At 62.0% G+C, this 17,112-nt stretch carries 12 protein-coding genes and 1 tRNA gene; 6 read left to right on the forward strand and 7 right to left on the reverse strand.

Annotated features, from left to right (window positions below; all coding sequences use genetic code 11):
- Positions 1-174: 174 nt before the first annotated feature.
- From lon to tig, 4 genes are all read right to left on the reverse strand, one after another.
- Positions 175-2,586, reverse strand: a complete 2,412-nt coding sequence (gene lon / locus AC07VI_RS22050) for an endopeptidase La (protein WP_071323759.1) — start codon at positions 2,584-2,586, stop codon at positions 175-177.
- A gap of 273 nt (positions 2,587-2,859) precedes the next feature.
- On the reverse strand, positions 2,860-4,128 hold the full coding sequence (gene clpX / locus AC07VI_RS22055) for an ATP-dependent Clp protease ATP-binding subunit ClpX (protein WP_010398446.1): 1,269 nt from the start codon (positions 4,126-4,128) through the stop codon (positions 2,860-2,862).
- A gap of 199 nt (positions 4,129-4,327) precedes the next feature.
- Positions 4,328-4,945: an ATP-dependent Clp endopeptidase proteolytic subunit ClpP gene (gene clpP / locus AC07VI_RS22060; RefSeq protein WP_374106865.1), complete on the reverse strand. Its 618-nt coding sequence runs from the start codon at positions 4,943-4,945 to the stop codon at positions 4,328-4,330.
- A gap of 85 nt (positions 4,946-5,030) precedes the next feature.
- Positions 5,031-6,371: a trigger factor gene (gene tig / locus AC07VI_RS22065; RefSeq protein WP_086145519.1), complete on the reverse strand. Its 1,341-nt coding sequence runs from the start codon at positions 6,369-6,371 to the stop codon at positions 5,031-5,033.
- A 601-nt stretch (positions 6,372-6,972) separates the two neighbouring features.
- On the opposite strand from tig, the gene AC07VI_RS22070 reads away from it, so the two are divergent.
- Together AC07VI_RS22070 and AC07VI_RS22075 are read left to right on the forward strand one after the other, a co-directional pair.
- A complete protein-coding gene (locus AC07VI_RS22070) occupies positions 6,973-7,155 on the forward strand; it encodes a hypothetical protein (protein ID WP_086145493.1) in 183 nt (60 codons plus the stop codon).
- A gap of 14 nt (positions 7,156-7,169) precedes the next feature.
- Entirely contained in the window at positions 7,170-8,711 is a 1,542-nt protein-coding gene (locus AC07VI_RS22075; RefSeq protein ID WP_492993977.1) for a hypothetical protein, read from the forward strand.
- A gap of 68 nt (positions 8,712-8,779) precedes the next feature.
- Here AC07VI_RS22075 and AC07VI_RS22080 read toward each other — a convergent pair.
- From AC07VI_RS22080 to AC07VI_RS22090, 3 genes are all read right to left on the reverse strand, one after another.
- A tRNA-Leu gene (locus AC07VI_RS22080) sits at positions 8,780-8,862 on the reverse strand.
- A gap of 313 nt (positions 8,863-9,175) precedes the next feature.
- Positions 9,176-12,286, reverse strand: coding sequence for an efflux RND transporter permease subunit (locus AC07VI_RS22085; RefSeq protein ID WP_086145491.1), 3,111 nt, complete (start codon positions 12,284-12,286; stop codon positions 9,176-9,178).
- Positions 12,283-13,446 carry an efflux RND transporter periplasmic adaptor subunit gene (locus tag AC07VI_RS22090; RefSeq protein ID WP_086145490.1) on the reverse strand — a complete coding sequence of 388 codons (1,164 nt, stop codon included), beginning with the start codon at positions 13,444-13,446 and terminating at the stop codon, positions 12,283-12,285. Before AC07VI_RS22090 ends, AC07VI_RS22085 begins: the two co-directional genes overlap by 4 nt.
- A gap of 253 nt (positions 13,447-13,699) precedes the next feature.
- On the opposite strand from AC07VI_RS22090, the gene hpnC reads away from it, so the two are divergent.
- The 4 genes from hpnC to AC07VI_RS22110 all read left to right on the forward strand — a co-directional run bounded on the left by hpnC (position 13,700) and on the right by AC07VI_RS22110 (position 17,107).
- Positions 13,700-14,581 (forward strand): squalene synthase HpnC, encoded by an 882-nt coding sequence (gene hpnC, locus AC07VI_RS22095; protein WP_086145489.1) that lies wholly within the window; start codon positions 13,700-13,702, stop codon positions 14,579-14,581.
- Positions 14,582-14,627: 46 nt separating this feature from the next.
- A complete protein-coding gene (gene hpnD / locus AC07VI_RS22100; RefSeq protein WP_086145488.1) occupies positions 14,628-15,461 on the forward strand; it encodes a presqualene diphosphate synthase HpnD in 834 nt (277 codons plus the stop codon).
- Positions 15,454-16,827, forward strand: a complete 1,374-nt coding sequence (gene hpnE, locus AC07VI_RS22105) for a hydroxysqualene dehydroxylase HpnE (RefSeq protein ID WP_492993974.1) — start codon at positions 15,454-15,456, stop codon at positions 16,825-16,827. Before hpnD ends, hpnE begins: the two co-directional genes overlap by 8 nt.
- 124 nt (positions 16,828-16,951) lie before the next feature.
- On the forward strand, positions 16,952-17,107 hold the full coding sequence (locus AC07VI_RS22110; protein ID WP_157792394.1) for a hypothetical protein: 156 nt from the start codon (positions 16,952-16,954) through the stop codon (positions 17,105-17,107).
- Positions 17,108-17,112 lie beyond the last annotated feature (5 nt).

Consider the following 17,112-nt stretch of genomic DNA (forward strand, 5'->3'; position numbering starts at 1 on the left):
TTTACCGTATCGTTGCGGCACTTTTGGCACCACAGCTGTCCGGCGAAAAAAATGTGCAGGCGTATTAAACAAGCCACACTGTATATGTGTCAAGCGCTTTGGGGGCGCAATTCACGTTTCAATATAAAACAAGCGCTCTAAAAGCGCTTGTTTGGGGAAAACAGGGGTAAAACGTTAGTGTTTTACTACCTCGCCGGCCGCGTCAGGCTTGGCCGCGGCGGCCGTGACAGCCTCCACCGCAGCGACTTCCGTCAACGCTTCAGGCATGCGCTCGAGGGCGATTTCCAGCACTTTGTCGATCCAGCGCACGGGGACGATCTCCAGCTTGTTCTTGACGTTGTCCGGAATTTCGGCCAGGTCCTTCACATTCTGCTCCGGAATCAGCACCGTCTTGATGCCGCCGCGATGGGCCGCCAGCAGCTTTTCTTTCAGGCCGCCGATCGGCAACACTTCGCCGCGCAAGGTGATCTCGCCCGTCATCGCCACGTCGGCGCGCACGGGAATGCCCGTAAAGACCGACACCATGGCCACCGTCATGGCCGCGCCAGCCGAAGGACCATCCTTCGGTGTCGCCCCTTCCGGCACGTGGATGTGGATGTCGCTCTTCTCGAACACGTCCGGCTTGATGCCCAGGCGCGCGGAACGGCTGCGCACGACGGTGCGGGCCGCCTCGATCGATTCCTTCATCACGTCGCCCAGCGTGCCCGTGCGGATGACATTGCCCTTGCCCGGCATCGACACGGCTTCGATGGTCAGCAGATCGCCGCCCACTTCCGTCCATGCCAGACCGACCACCTGGCCCACCTGGTTTTCTTTCTCCGCGACGCCGAAATCATAGCGGCGCACGCCGAGGAATTTATCCAGGTTCTTCGAGTTGACGATGACTTTCTTGTCGGATTTCTTCAGCAGCAGCATCTTGACCACCTTGCGGCAGATCTTCGACACTTCCCGCTCGAGCGAACGCACGCCGGCTTCCCGCGTGTAGTAGCGGATGATGTCGCGCAAGGCCGACTCGGCCACCGAAATTTCGTCTTCCTTCAGGCCATTGTTCTTGATCTGCTTCGGCAGCAGGTAGCGCTGCGCGATGCTGGTCTTTTCATCTTCCGTGTAACCGGACAGACGGATCACTTCCATGCGGTCAAGCAAGGCCGGCGGAATGTTGTACGAGTTCGACGTGGCCACGAACATCACGTCGGAGAGGTCGAAATCGACTTCGATGTAATGGTCGGAGAACGTGTGGTTCTGTTCCGGGTCTAACACTTCCAGCAGGGCCGACGAGGGATCGCCACGGAAATCGGCGCCCATCTTGTCGACTTCATCGAGCAGGAACAAGGGGTTGCGCACGCCGACTTTCGACAGCGATTGCAAAATCTTGCCCGGCATCGAGCCGATGTAGGTACGGCGGTGGCCGCGGATCTCGGCTTCGTCGCGCACGCCGCCCAGGGCCATGCGCACGAACTTGCGGTTCGTTGCGCGGGCGATGGACTGGCCCAGCGAGGTCTTGCCGACGCCCGGAGGGCCGACGAAGCACAGGATGGGGGCTTTGAGCTTGTCGACGCGCTGCTGCACCGCGAGGTACTCGAGGATGCGTTCCTTGACCTTGTCGAGGCCGTAGTGGTCGCCTTCGAGCACTTTTTCCGCATTCGACAGGTCGTTATTGACCTTGGATTTCTTTTTCCAAGGCAAGTTGACCAGGGTGTCGATGTAATTGCGCACGACGGTGGCTTCGGCCGACATCGGCGACATCAGCTTGAGCTTCTTCAGCTCGTTGGTGGCCTTGTCCAGCGCTTCCTTCGGCATCTTGGCCGAAGCGACTTTTTTCTCCAGCTCGTCGAGGTCGGCGCCGTCCTCGCCCTCGCCCAGTTCCTTCTGGATGGCCTTGACCTGTTCGTTCAGGTAGTACTCGCGCTGCGATTTTTCCATCTGGCGCTTGACGCGGCCGCGGATGCGCTTTTCCACCTGCAGGATGTCGAGTTCGCCTTCGAGCTGGCCCAGCAGGTGCTCGAGGCGCTTGGCCACGCTGAAAATTTCCAGGATGACTTGTTTTTGCTCAAGTTTCAACGGCAGGTGCGCGGCCACCGTGTCGGCCAGGCGGCCGGCGTCGTCGATGCCCGACAGCGAAGCGAGGATTTCCGGCGGGATCTTCTTGTTCAGTTTGACGTACTGGTCGAACTGCTGCACGATCGCGCGGCGCATGGCTTCGACTTCCGACTCGTCGCCCGGCTCGGACTCGAGCGGCGTCAGGTCGGCGATGAAGTGCGTCGGCGCATCGCTGATGTGGTTGATGCGGGCACGCTGCGCGCCTTCGACCAGCACCTTGACGGTGCCATCGGGCAGCTTCAGCATTTGCAGAATATTGGCGACGCAGCCAATTTCATAGATATCCGAAGGAGATGGCTCGTCCTTCGCGGCTGCTTTTTGAGCGGCAAGCATGATGCTCTTGCCCTGCTCCATCGCAGCTTCCAGCGCCTTGATCGACTTTGGACGGCCAACGAACAGCGGTATCACCATATGCGGGAAAACGACGACATCCCGCAACGGCAATAACGGCAGTTGAGTTTGCTCAGTTAATTTGGAAGTTGTCATGGCGTACCTTATAGAAAGCGTGTTTACGATGTTGGCGCTCGCTGCCAAAACACAAGACCGGCGAGAATAAATAATTCTGTGAAACAAACATAAAGTCTATTTCGCAAAACACACCCGCATGACGGTAACAAATGCAGTTATCACAGTAAAAAAGCCACGCGCAGCTAAGCGCCGCGAGTGGCTTTCCGATTGAAGCCTGCACTCATTGATTTAAATTGTACTGCCATGCCTTAAGGAATCAAAACCCTTTTTAAGCATTTGTCTCAGCAGTAATCAATTTTCTCCGGAGGCTTTGGCAGTCTCTTGATAAATCAACAAAGGTTTGGCGCCGCTGGTAATGGTATTTTCGTCGATGACGACCTTCACCACATTTTGTTCGCTCGGCAGTTCGTACATGACGTCCAGCAAAGCATGTTCCAGGATGGAACGCAGGCCACGGGCGCCGGTCTTGCGCGCCAGCGCCTTCTTGGCGATCGCGTGCAGGGCGGCCGGACGAATCTCCAGTTCCGCGCCTTCCATCTCGAGCAGCTTCGAATACTGCTTGATCAGCGCATTCTTCGGCTCGACGAGGATCTGGATCAGCGCCTCTTCCGTCAATTCCGCCAGGGTGGCGATGACGGGCAGACGACCGACCAGTTCCGGGATCAGGCCGAACTTGACCAGGTCTTCCGGCTCCGCCTGCAACATCAGTTCGCTGGCCGAGCTTTGCGACTTGCTGCGCACGGTGGCCGAGAAGCCGATGCCGCTCTTCTCGGAGCGGTTGGCGATCACTTTCGACAGGCCGTCGAAGGCGCCGCCGCAGATGAACATGATGTTGGTCGTGTCGATCTGCACGAAATCCTGGTTCGGATGCTTGCGCCCGCCTTGTGGCGGCACGGAAGCCATCGTGCCTTCGATGAGTTTCAACAAGGCTTGCTGCACGCCCTCGCCCGACACGTCGCGCGTGATGGACGGATTGTCGGACTTGCGCGAAATCTTGTCGATTTCATCGATGTAGACGATGCCGCGCTGGGCTTTCTCGACATCGTAGTTGCAGCTTTGCAGCAGCTTCTGGATGATGTTTTCCACGTCCTCGCCCACGTAACCGGCTTCGGTCAGGGTGGTGGCGTCGGCGATCACGAACGGCACGTTGAGCATGCGCGCCAGGGTCTGCGCCAGCAGGGTCTTGCCCGAACCGGTAGGACCGACCAGCAGGATGTTGCTCTTGGCCAGTTCGATGTCGTCTTTCTTGCCCAGGTGCTTGAGGCGCTTGTAATGGTTGTACACCGCCACCGACAGGATGCGCTTGGCAGTCTGCTGGCCGATCACGTACTGATCGAGCAAGGCGGCGATTTCTTGCGGCGTCGGCAGGTCGGATTTGGTACCGGTCACCGTCTCGATGCTCGACGTTTCATCACGGATGATGTCGTTGCACAGGTCGATGCACTCGTCGCAAATGAACACGGACGGCCCGGCGATGAGTTTCTTCACCTCGTGCTGGCTTTTGCCGCAGAACGAGCAATACAGTAATTTTTCGCCGCTAGAGGATTTTTTGTCTGACATAAGGCATTTTGGTTGGAACTGCATTAACAATATTGCAAAATCGCAAGCCGGATGGCGGTAGTTGCCCAAAAGGCCGCTACCCATGGCGCAAGTCAACAACGTGCACAAGCTCCATGCTACCCGAAATAAAAGCGAAACGCCCGAACGTTTGATCGCCCGGGCGCTTAATTACTTATCTAGCAATATCGGTAGGGGCTCATCAAGCGCGGCTGGTCAACACTTTGTCGATCAAACCATACTCAACGGCCTCGTCGGCGGACATGAAACGGTCACGGTCGGTGTCCTTGGCGATCTGTTCGATCGACTGGCCCGTGCGCTCGGCCATGATGCCGTTCAAGCGTGTACGCAGGTAAAGGATTTCCTTTGCCTGGATCTCGATGTCCGACGCCATGCCTTGCGAACCACCGGACGGCTGGTGAATCATGATGCGCGAGTTCGGCAGCGAGAAACGCTTGCCCTTGGCGCCGGCGGCCAGCAGGAAGGCGCCCATCGAGGCGGCCATCCCGGTACACAGGGTCGAGACGTCCGGCTTGATGAACTGCATGGTGTCGTAGATGGCCATGCCGGCCGAAACCGAGCCACCTGGCGAGTTGATGTAGAGCGAGATTTCCTTTTCCGGATTTTCGCTTTCCAGGAACAGCAGCTGGGCGACAACCAGGTTGGCCATCTGGTCATTGACCGGGCCGACCATGAAAATCAAGCGTTCCTTCAGCAGGCGCGAGTAAATATCATACGAGCGCTCGCCGCGGCCGCTTTGTTCCACCACCATCGGCACCAGGCCGAGCATCTCTGTGTCCAGCGCCGGATTACGGTTCATACCTGTCATTTCATTTCCTTGTGAAGCAGTTAGAGGGCGCCGCCCCGGCCCTACGGCCGGGAGCGGCATCCGGATACCAACTGGTTTACGCTTGTGCGTTGCTTCCCATCAGTTCGTCGAAAGCAACTGCTTTCGTCGTGACTTTCGACAGGCCCAACACGTAAGTGACGACGTTTTCTTCCAAAACAAGGGCTTCGATCTCACCCAGGCGGCGACGGTCGCTGTAGTAGTACTTCAGCACTTCGCGCGGATCTTCGTAGCTTTGGGCGAAATCTTCGATCTGCGCCTTGACTTGCTCAGGCGTAGCCTGCAGCTTGTTGTCGCCCACCAGCTGCGACAGGATCAGGCCCAGGCGTACGCGACGCTCGGCTTTTTCCGCGAACAGTTCTGCCGGGAAAGGCACGTCCTTGACGTTCATGCCGCGCTGCGCCATGTCCTGGCGGGTCATTTCGGCCAGGCGCTCGGAATCCTGGGCGATCAGCGTTTTTGGCACTTCCAGCTCAGCAACTTTGATCAGCGCGTCCATGACGGCTTCCTTGTTGCGTGCTTTCACGCGGCCAGCGACTTCGCGCTGCAGGTTGACTTTGATGTCTTCGCGCATTTTGGCCAGGTCGCCATCGGCAACGCCCAGGGACTTGGCGAATTCGGCGTCAACTTCCGGCAGGTGCGCCCATTCCAGCTTTTGCAGCGTGATGGTGAACGAGGCGGTTTTGCCGGCCACGTCCTTGCCATGGTAGTCCTCAGGGAACGACAACGGGAAAGTCTTCGATTCGCCCACTTTCAGGCCCAGGGTCGCTGCTTCGAATTCCGGCAGCATGCGGCCTTCGCCCAGCACGAAAGCGTAGCCTTCAGCTTTGCCGCCTGGGAATTCAACGCCGTCGATCGAGCCGACGAAGTCGACGGTCACGCGGTCGCCGTTGGCAGCGATAGCCTCGCCGCCGTCGCCGTGTTCGCCAGCTTCGCCCTTGGTGTGGAAGTGCACGCGCTGCTTGCGCAGGATGTCGATGGTCTTGTCGATTTCGGCTTCCGACACATCGGCTTGCACGGTTTCGATTTCAACGGCCGTCAGGTCGCCGATGGCGACTTCCGGATACACTTCAAACGTGGCGTCAAAAGCCAGCTGGCCTTCGGCCGCTTCTTCTTTCGGCACGATGTTCGGGAAACCGGCCACGCGCAGGTTGTTTTCGTTGGCGGCGTCGTTGAAAGCGCGGCCGACTTTGTCGTTCAGCACTTCGGATTCGATCTGGTAGCCGTATTGTGCTGCGACCATTTTCAACGGCACTTTGCCCGGACGGAAGCCCGGTGCCTTAGCCGTACGGGCTTGCACTTTCAGGCGCTTCTCAACTTCCGTGCGGACGTCCGTCAGCGGGAAGGAGATCGTGATACGACGTTCGAGTTTGCCCAAGGTTTCGACTGCAGTTGCCATGTAAAAAATCGTCCAAAAAATAAACACTGTTGGTACGAGAGAAGAAGACCCGACCCCTTGCGCCATCACTGGCGGCAAGACCTGGGTCCAGCTTCACTCGCTCGCATATTCATCTGTAAAAGCATTGCAAGCAGGACGATGGACCTGGTCTACCCGGCTGAGGGAAAACCCGCACCAGGCACCAAACAATCCGCCGCTTGCAATGCTGCGACAGGGCTCCGAGCGTCCAGCCATGCTTCTCATTAAATCGCAGGGCCGGCCATCATTCGGTAAAGCGTGGCATTATAACAAAGGACTTCGGAGAAGTGGCTGGCTTTGCGGCCCGGCCACAGAGGATGCCAGCGGTGACGAACGAATCGCCACAGCCTGGGTCTGCCCTGTCTTTACTCTTGCCCCGGCATTCATTATTTCGCCAGAGACAGGCTTTCCAGCCTGCTTCGTTCATTAGTATATGCGAACTGGCGCTCCGTCCGAAACAAAGAAATGCGCTCACGGCGAAGATTTCGGGCAAAAAACCTTTGATTTGCCTCAATTTGGCCATTTTTCAGGCAAACCTAAGTCCCGGCCCTCCCCTCCAAGTGAATTTAAAGGAGAAAACATCATGAGCGACAGCACACCCGGCAGCGCCAGCAACGCCAAAGCCAAACTGCACATGGTCCTCGGCCGCCTGCTCGACGGCGTAACGGACGACGATCTGCAAAAAATCCAGACGGAAGTCGATGAAATGGAGTTGCGCATGAAGGGCGACGGCCACCACGACCACGACCACCCGACGGCCGCCTGACGCGGCGCCCGCCCGTGCACTCGCTGCGCGCCGCCCTGCCCGGCCCCGACGTGCTCGACGCCGTCGAAACGGCGCTGGTGCGGCACCGCGCCTTCGGCGACAGCGTCTATATCCGCGACCAGCTGGCCGTGGCCTACCGGCGACGGCTGCACAAGGTGGGTGCCAGCATGCCCGCGGCGCGGCAGCTGGCGCGGCGGCTCGACGGGGCGACGCCCGCGCGCCAGCGCCAGCTGACCGGCGACACCGTGCTGCGCTGCGCCGTGCAGCACGCCATGCGCCAGCTGCACCTGGGCGACGACTACGGCTTGCCGCTGCCGCAATGCGCGGCCCTGTTCCAGGCGGCCAGCGCGCACCTGGACGCGGGCCTGCCCGGCGGCCCGCTGACGGCCCATCTGCCGCCCATGGCGCGCCTGCACCAAGAGCGGAAGCGGCGCGCCATGGGCGACAAAGACGCCGACGCGGGCAGCGAAGCAGACACGCACATATGGCATGCCTGGCAGGATGGCACGCCTTATGCTTCCGCTTTCCTTGCTGTGATGGAAGTCAATTACGGCGCGCCGCTGGCCACGCCCACGCCGCATGAACGGGCGCTGCTGCGCCGCGGCTTGTGCCTGCTGGAAACCCTGCTGCCCCGGCTGACGTCCAGCGCACTTTCTCACGTTCAACTGATCGCCCTGTTTCCCAAGCTGGGCGTCTGGCGCGGCAAGGCGTCCAGTTCGCAATTTCGCGTCAATGGCAGCCTCTTCCTGAACCAGGAACTGATCGGCAATCCCTGGTGGCTGGCCGAGCACTTGCTGCACGAAGCGCTGCACCAGAAACTGTACGACTTCCGCCACGGCCACAGCCTGCTGGCGCCCGGCTACGCGCGCGCGGACGGCGCCAGGGTCTGCTCGCTGTGGAATGCGCCCGATGATGACGGCAATCAATACTGGGATGCGCACCGCACACTGGCCGCCTTTCACGTCTACGTCCATTTAGCGCTGCTGTGTTTGCTTGCAGAACGGCATGAAACGGCGCTGGCGCCCCTGTACGGCCCCATCGGCCAGCACATGAGCGGCAGCCGGCGCGCCATCGACCGCGCCCGCTACCTGGGCGAGCAATTGCACAGCACTAGCTGGCCGGAACTGGGGCTGGCCGGGCGGCACATGACGGACTGGCTGCTGGCCGTGCTCGACGCACTCGACACGCAACCGTGGCCCGCCGGCGCCACCGTGCATTTGCTGCTCGACCTGTATGAGCGGCAAAGCCGCAAGCTCGACACCTATCTGGCGCGCCAGCCGCCGCCGCGCGGCGACCTGCCCGTATTGCCGGCGCAACAGGAACTGGCGCAGGCGCGGGCGGCCCTGCACCTGCTGGACAGGGACATGCCGCCCGGCACCCTTGACGCGGCGCAAGGCTGGCCGCGGGCGCGGCAACAGGTGCTGCAGGCGCTCATGCCGCTGGCATACGATGTCACGATGATGGACAGAGCCGGCTACCCGCAGGCGCAGGCGCTGATCATGCAGATGGTGCAACAGTCGAGCCGACAACTGGCCGCGCTGGGCGCGCTGGGCTGAGGAATGGGCTGAGGAACACTAAGGAAAAACTTGATGGCGCTGCACGTCCGGGCTGGAACAACCCGGATTGGTGCGGATGGGGAGACTCGAACTCCCAAGCCGAAGCACTGGCTTCTAAGACCAGCGTGTCTACCAATTCCACCACATCCGCATCTTTTGTATGCAGCTTGTACATACCACTTTGCTGCCACCCCTGATTTTAACAACTCGGGAGCGATCTGGCTACCGCGGACTCATTGAGCAAGCCCGGAGCAAGCGCTCGGTAAAGCAAAGGCGGCATTCTACTGGATTTCCCAGAGGAATGCCGCCTTTTTTTTGCTGCGCCTGGGAGCGGCGCCACCGGCCAGTCGGCGGCATTTTCACCCCAAAAGCAAGCACCGGGGTCGCACCCTCAGGGTACGACCCCGGCATTTTCGCCGGCCGGGGGAACCGGCGCATGCGCCATGCGGCCACCCGCCAGGGCACTACACAGCTGGCGTACTCACTTCCCTTGCCGCCGCCTCCGGCTTCCTGACCCGGAACCAGGCCGCATACAGGGCCGGCAGGAACAGCAACGTCAATGCCGTCGCCAGGATCAGGCCGCCCATGATGGCGACGGCCATCGGCCCCCAGAAGACCGAACGCGACAGCGGGATCATGGCCAGCGCGGCGGCGGCGGCCGTCAGCACGATGGGACGGCAGCGGCGCACGGCCGAGTCAATGATGGCGTCCCACGGCGTGGAGCCGTCCTTGATGTCTTGCTCGATCTGGTCGACGAGGATCACGGAATTGCGGATGATCATGCCGAACAGCGCGATGACGCCCAGATTGGCCACGAAGCCCAGCGGACGGTGCAGCAGCAGCAAGGCAAACGCGGCCCCCGCCACGCCCAGCGGCCCCGTAAGGAACACCAGCAGCGAACGCGAGAAACTGTGCAGCTGCAGCATCAGCAAGGTAAAGATAATGAAGATGGCCAGCGGCAGATTCGCCGCGATCGACGCTTCCGCCTCGCCGCTGTCGGCCGCCACGCCTTTCACCGTGATGCGGTAGCCGTCCGGCATGGTGGCGCGCAAGGCGTCGAGCTGCGGCGCCAGCTGCGTCGACACGGTCGCGCCCTGGATGCCGTCGACCACGTCCGACTGCACGGTAATGGCCCATTCGCGCTTGTCGCGCCAGACGACACCCGGCTCCCACACGAAATGCACGCGGGCCAGCTGCGAGATGGGCACGGACTTGCCCTTTGCCGTCGGGATATTCGTGTCGTTCAGCACGGAAATCGTCGCCCGCTCCTCCAGCGGCTGGCGCACCTGGATATCGATCAGCTTGTTGTCTTCGCGGAACTGGCCGATGACGGTGCCCGACAGTATCGTATTGGCCGCCTGCATCACGGTTTTCGAGGTGACGCCCAGCGCGCGCATCTTGTCCTGGTCCAGGTCCAGGCGCAGCACCTTCACCGATTCATTCCAGTTATCATTGACGCCCAGGGTGTTCGGATTGGCGCGCATGAGGTCCTTGACCTGGTCGGCAATGGCGCGCACGCCGGCCACTTCCGGGCCCGTGACGCGAAATTGCACGGGATACGGCACCGGCGGTCCGTTCGGCAACAGTTTTACCCTGCCCCGCACTTCCGGAAAATCCTTCTTGAAGACGTCGATGATCTTCTGGCGCAGCTGCTCGCGGTCCGCCAGGCTCTTCGGCAGGATCACCACTTGCGACACGTTGGTCTGCGGGAAGATCTGGTCCAGCGGCAGGTAGAAACGGGGACTGCCCGTGCCCACGTAGCTGGTGACGCTTTCCACGCCGTCGAGCTTGCCCACAAAAGCTTCGAATTTCTTCACCTGCTTTTCATTCGCGGCAAACGTCGTGCCCTCGGGCGACCACAGTTCCACCATCAGTTCCGGACGGCTGGAATCGGGGAAGAATTGCTTTTCAATAAAGTTAAAGCCATAGATACCGAGCGCGAAGATGGCCAGGGTGGCGGCGATCGTCGTCTTGCGCCATTCCACGCACCAGGCCACGGTGCGGCGGAAGCGGCGGAAGTTGGGGGTATCGAACAATTCATGGTCGTTATGCGCGTGCGGCTTGACTTTCAGCAAGACGTAGCCGATGTAAGGCGTGAAGACGACGGCCACCACCCACGAGATGATCAGGGCCAGCGCATTGACGGAGAACAGGGAGAACGTATATTCGCCGGCAGCCGACTTGGCCAGGCCGATGGGCAGGAAGCCCGCCACCGTGATCAGGGTGCCCGTCAGCATGGGCATGGCCGTCGACGTGTAGGCGAAGGTGGCCGCGTCGAAGCGCGAGTAGCCTTCTTCCATCTTGCGCACCATCATTTCGACGGCAATGATGGCGTCGTCGACCAGCAAGCCCAGCGCGATGATCAGGGCGCCCAGCGAGATCTTGTGCAAGTCGATGTCGAGCAGGCGCATGCACAGGAAGGTGACGGCCAGCACCAGCGGGATGGTCAGCGCCACCACCAGGCCGGGCCGCACGTCGATGCGCAACGGTTTCGTGTGCAAGCCCAGCGCGACAAAGCTGACGGCCAGCACGATCAGGATGGCTTCGATCAGGGTATGCACGAACTCGCCCACGGACGCGGACACGGCTTCCGGCTGGTTCGACACGCGCTGCAATTCTATGCCGACCGGCAATTCGCCCTTCATGCGCGTCACCGTCGCCTGCAAGGCCTTGCCCATGTCGATGATATTGCCGCCCTTTTCCATCGACACGCCCAGGCCGATCACTTCCTTGCCGTTGAAGCGCATCTTGTCCTTGGGCGGATCGACGAATTCACGTTTCACGGTGGCAAAGTCGCCGAGGCGGAAAGTGGTGCCGTTGGCGCGCAGTTCCAGGTTTTCCAGGTCCTTGACGGTGACCATGGCGCCCGTCACGCGCACTTGCAGATTGTCCGTCGGCGTCACCAGCACGCCCGTGGCGTTGATGCTGTTTTGCTCGGACAGTTGCTGCACGATGGCGTCAAAAGGAATGCCCAGCTGGGCAAACTTCTTGTGCGAAAAGATAACATTGATCTTTTCATCCTGCACGCCGAACAGTTCCACTTTCGACACCTGGCCCACGGCCAGCAGCTCCTGGCGCACCTTGTCCGCGTAATCCTTCATTTCCGCATACGTGAAACCGTCGCCGGACAGGGCGAAGATGGAACCGTAGGTGTCGCCGAACTCGTCATTGAAGAACGGGCCCACGACGCCGGCCGGCAAGGTGCCCTTGATGTCGCCGATCTTCTTGCGCACCTGGTACCAGGCGGCAGCCGTTTCCTTGGGCGGCGCCGATTCGCGCAGCTCCAGCAGGATCAGGGTTTCGCCCGGCTTCGAATAGCTGGTGATTTCATTGATGTACGGCGTTTCCTGCAGCTTCTTTTCCAGCTTGTCCGTCACCTGCTCGGCCATCTGCAGGGCCGTGGCGCCGGGCCAGTAGGCTTGCAGCACCATGGCGCGGAAAGTAAACGGCGGATCTTCGTCCTGGCCCAGGCTGGCGTAGCTGAGCATGCCGCCGATCAGCAGCACGGCCATCAGGTAGCGCGTCAGCGGAATGTGTTCGAGCGCCCAGCGCGACAGATTGAAACCGCCCTTCATTTGGCGGCACCCACGCTGACGGCGGCAGCGGCGACAGCGGGCTTGGCGGCCAGTTCGGCGCCGAGGATGGTCACTTTCTGGCCCGGCTTGAGCAGATTGACGCCGGCCGTGACCACGGTCTGGCCGGGTTTCACGCCCGAGGTCAGCAGCAATTCATTGCCGGCCACGCCGCCCACCATCACCGGCACCAGTTTCACGGCGCCGTTTTCCACCACCCACACGGAACTTTGCGATTTCTCATTGAACAGGGCCGTCAAGGGCACCTTGATCTGCGGCGTGGCCGATTGCGAGGCGAACTGCACCACGGCCGTCATGCCCAGGCGCGCCTGCGGCGCATCGGGGATGCTGACCTTGGCCACATAGGTGCGCGTGGCGGGGTCGGCCACGGGCGACACTTCGCGTATCTTGCCCGGCAAGCCCTGCTGCGGGTCGGCCCACAGGCGCACGGTGACGTCCTTGACCTTGCGCAAGGTCTCGACCTTGTCTTCCGGAATGCCGATCACGACTTCCTTCTCGCCGCTCCTGGCCACCACGACAACGGGCGTGCCGGGCGCCACCACCTGCCCCACTTCGGCCTCGATGCGCGTGACGACGCCGTCCGCATCGGCCAGCAGGCTGGCGTAGCCGGACTGGTTGGCCTGGCCCCGGTACAGGGCCTGCGCCGCTTCCACGTTCGCCTGCGCCGCCTTGTAGGTGGCGTCCTTGCCGTCAAGCACGGCCTGGCTGACGAAATTTTTCTCGCGCAAGTCCTGGTAGCGCTTCAATTCCGCGCGCGCCAGGTCGCGGCTCGTTTCCGCGCTGACCAGCGACGCCCTGGCCTGGGCCTGCGACAGCTGCAAGTCGACGGGGTCAAGCTGCATCAGCACCTGCCCCTTGGTCACGACGGCGCCCACGTCCACCTTGCGCGCGACGATCTTGCCGCCCACGCGGAAACCCAGTTGCGACGCCACGCGGGGCACGACCTCGCCCGCCAGTTCCGCATTCACATCGACATTACTACTAGACAACACAATCGCGCGCACGGGGCGCACGTCCTCGACTTTGACGGCCGGCTTGGAACAGGCCGCCAGGGTCATGGCAAGGGCGGCGGCAGCCATCAGGCGCAGGGCGGGAAGCGTGGGCGCGCCGGTCTCGCGGCGCAGGGTTTTCAGGGCAAACAAGGTATTTTCCTTTACTATGCGGGCTGTTGGATTTTTGCGTGAAGAAACTTTTTGCCTGCCAAATGCTGCTGGCCCAACTTTTTTACACGCGATATCCTTAAATTTGTGACAATATCAGTGGCGTCATCGGAGGCACTCCCGGCCCCTTACTGACTTTCTGGTTATTAATTATAATCGCGAGTAAAAGTTTTTAGTGACTTTTGCGTCATTAATCTCGAGATTAAAAAACTGCAACACTAAAGAAGCGTGTTCAATGCCTGTAGATCATTACGAAAATTTTCCTGTAGCATCATTTTTACTGCCGCGCCGCCTGGTGCCCGCCGTCGAAGCCATCTATGCCTTCGCCCGCAGCGCCGACGACCTGGCCGATGAAGGCGACGCCGCGCCGGCCGAACGCCTGGCCGCCCTGCACGCCTACGAGGCGGCCCTGGCACGCATCGCCCGCGGCGAAGGCCATGCGGGAGAGAACGCCGCCATGTTCGAGCGCCTGGCGGGCGTCATCGCCAGATTCCAGCTGCCGCTCAAGCCCTTCCACGATCTGTTGTCCGCTTTCAAGCAGGATGTGCAGACGACGCGCTACGCCAGCTTCGAGGAGCTGCTCGACTACTGCGCCCGCTCCGCCAACCCCGTGGGGCTGCTGATGCTGCACCTGTACGGCGCGGCCGATGAAGAGAATGTACGCGATTCCGATGCGATATGTTCAGCTTTGCAATTAATTAATTTCTTGCAAGACGTTGCCATCGACCAGCAAAAGGAACGCATCTACCTGCCGATGGAGGACCTGAGCCGCTTCGCCGTCTCGCCCGCCGCCTTCGAGCGGCCCGAGGCGCATGGCAAGTGGAGCGCGCTGATGCGCTTCGAGGTGGCGCGCACGCGGGCCCTGATGCTGTCCGGCGCGCCGCTGGCCCTGCGCTTGCGCGGGCGCATCGGCTGGGAGCTGCGCCTGGTGGTGCAAGGGGGCTTGCGCATCCTCGAATGCATCGAGGCCGTCAATTACGACGTGTTCCGCCGCCGCCCGAAGCTGGAAAAGCGCGACTGGCTGATCATATTCTGGCGCGCCCTGCGCATGTCGCGCAAAAGCCTGCGTCAAGAGACGCAAGTAAAAACGGCTTTTCCCCCGTCGGCCACTCTGTAAGACGATAGAATAGCGGCTTCGATCTGCAACCCTTGCTCTTTTGACTATGTCTCCCGACGAATACTGCCAACAAAAGGCCGCCCAGAGCGGCTCCAGCTTCTACTACAGCTTCCTGTTCCTGCCGGCCGAGCGCCGCAAGGCCATCACGGCCCTGTACGCCTTCTGCCGCGAAGTCGATGACACGGTCGACGAATGCACGGACGAAGCCGTGGCACGCACCAAGCTGGTCTGGTGGCGCAAGGAAGTCAAGGCCATGTACGAGGGCATCCCCACGCATCCCGTGATGCGCGCGCTGGAGCCGCACCTGGCCGTGTATCAACTGGAAGAAAAGCATATGCAGGCCATCATCGACGGCATGGAAATGGACTTGAACCAGACCCGCTACCTCGATTATCAGGCCATGAGCCGCTATTGCTGGCACGTGGCCAGCGTGGTCGGTATCTTGTCGGCCAGCATCTTCGGCGCGACCCGTCCGGAAACCCTGCTGTACGCGGAAAAGCTGGGCCACGCCTTCCAGCTGACCAACATCATCCGCGACGTCGGCGAGGATGCGCGCAAGGGGCGCATCTATCTGCCGATCAGCGAATTGCAACAGTTCAATGTGACGGCGGCCGACCTGCTCAATGCGCGCCACAGCGAGAACTTTGAAAACCTCATGCGCTTCCAGGTGGCGCGCGCGCAGACAGCCTATGACGAGGCGTTCGCCCTGCTGCCGGCGGAAGACCGCCGCGCCCAGCGCCCTGGCCTGATCATGGCCGCCATCTACCGCACCTTGCTCAATGAAGTCGAGCGCGACGGCTACCACGTGCTGAAACAGCGCATCTCGCTCACGCCGATCCGCAAACTGTGGCTGGCGTGGAAGACCTGGGTTCGTGGCTGAGCGTAGCGTGAAGCAGCGCTGCGCCGTCATCGGCGCCGGCTGGGCCGGCTGCGCGGCGGCCATGGAACTGGCGCGCGCCGGCCATGCCGTCACCGTCTACGAGGCGGCGCGCACCCTGGGCGGACGGGCGCGCCGGGTCGACCGCGAAGGCAGCGTACTCGACAACGGCCAGCACATCCTGCTGGGCGCCTACACGGAAACCTTGCGCCTGATCAAGCTCGCAGGGCAAGACCCGGCCGAACTGATCCTGTCGCTGCCCCTGCAGATGCGCTATCCGGCCGGTTCCAACGGCATGGATTTCATCGCGCCGCGCCTGCCCGCGCCGCTGCACCTGGCCTGGGCCCTGCTGCGCGCCCAGGGCTTGCAAGGCGCCGACAAGCTGTCGCTGATGCGCTTTTCCACGGCCATGCGATGGATGGGCTGGCAGTTGTACCACGATTGCACGGTCAGCGAACTGCTGCAGCGCTTCGACCAGACGGAGACCTTGAACCGCCTGATGTGGCACCCGCTGTGCCTGGCCGCGCTCAACACGCCGCCCGCACGGGCCTCGGCCCGCGTCTTCATCAACGTGCTGCGCGACAGCCTGGGCGCGAGCCGCCGCCGCGCGTCCGACATGCTGATCCCGAAAACGGACCTGTCCGCCCTGCTGCCCGAGGCGGCCGCCCGCTACGTGGAACAGCATGGCGGCGCAGTGCGCACGGGCGCCAAGATCGGCGCCGTGCACGCCTTGCCCGATGACCGCTGGCGGCTCGATGACGGGGACGGCTTTGACGCCGTCATCGTCGCCACCTCGTCCGTGCAGGCGGCCGCGCTGCTGCAAGGCGTGCGCGACTCCCGCCTCGACGACGCCATTACCCGCATGCAAGCGTTCACGCCGGAAGCCATCAGCACCTGCTACCTGCAGTACGACGCCAGCGTGCGCCTGGACTTGCCGTTTTACGCGCTCGTCGATGCGCCGCAGCACCAGCACTGGGGCCAGTTCGTCTTCGACCGGGGCCAGCTCGACGCGCACCAGGCGGGCTTGCTGGCCGTCGTCATCAGCGCATCCGGCCCCGCCGCCGAGCAAGGCCACGGGCCGCTGGCGCAGGCGATCGCGGCCCAGCTGGCGCAGGTCTTGCGGCGCCCGAAGCTGGCGCGGCCCGCCTGGACCCAGCTGATCACGGAAAAGCGCGCCACCTTTGCCTGCACGCCCGATCTGCTGCGTCCCGGCAATGCCAGCGGCATGCCGGGCCTGCTGCTGGCCGGCGACTACACGGCCAATGACGACCGCACGCAAGATTACCCTGCCACCATCGAGGCGGCCGTGCGCAGCGGCGTGGCCGCGGCCAGGGCCGTCACCAAGGGCAAGGCGGCCAAACAGACTTGACGGTGCATCGTGCCCGGTTGCCGCTGGGCCCCAGCAAAGTGCATTCTGTCGCACCGTGCTGGTGCGGCGGCCGCCACCTGGGTACAGTTTGATCATCGACAAACCAATTGCCACGAGGAACGCCATGCACACCATCCCCCACCTGAAAACCGGCTTGATCACCGTTGCGCTGCTGGCCGGCGTGGCGCTGGCCGTGTTCATCGTGGCCGATGGCCAGCAAGGGCGGCAGGCGCCGATGCTGCTGAGCCAGGCGGGCATGCTGCTGCCGGCAGTCGGCTGACGCGG

The organism is Janthinobacterium sp. GW821-FHT03A03 (assembly GCF_059421435.1).

What these genes read in the sequence shown, in the direction of transcription:
- AC07VI_RS22070 (WP_086145493.1), top strand. Translation starts at nt 6,973, where the DNA reads ATGAGCGACAGCACACCCGGCAGCGCCAGCAACGCCAAAGCCAAACTG.
- clpP (WP_374106865.1), bottom strand. Translation starts at nt 4,945, where the DNA reads ATGAACCGTAATCCGGCGCTGGACACAGAGATGCTCGGCCTGGTGCCG.
- lon (WP_071323759.1), bottom strand. Translation starts at nt 2,586, where the DNA reads ATGACAACTTCCAAATTAACTGAGCAAACTCAACTGCCGTTATTGCCG.
- hpnD (WP_086145488.1), top strand. Translation starts at nt 14,628, where the DNA reads ATGTCTCCCGACGAATACTGCCAACAAAAGGCCGCCCAGAGCGGCTCC.
- clpX (WP_010398446.1), bottom strand. Translation starts at nt 4,128, where the DNA reads ATGTCAGACAAAAAATCCTCTAGCGGCGAAAAATTACTGTATTGCTCG.
- hpnC (WP_086145489.1), top strand. Translation starts at nt 13,700, where the DNA reads ATGCCTGTAGATCATTACGAAAATTTTCCTGTAGCATCATTTTTACTG.
- AC07VI_RS22110 (WP_157792394.1), top strand. Translation starts at nt 16,952, where the DNA reads ATGCACACCATCCCCCACCTGAAAACCGGCTTGATCACCGTTGCGCTG.
- AC07VI_RS22085 (WP_086145491.1), bottom strand. Translation starts at nt 12,286, where the DNA reads ATGAAGGGCGGTTTCAATCTGTCGCGCTGGGCGCTCGAACACATTCCG.
- tig (WP_086145519.1), bottom strand. Translation starts at nt 6,371, where the DNA reads ATGGCAACTGCAGTCGAAACCTTGGGCAAACTCGAACGTCGTATCACG.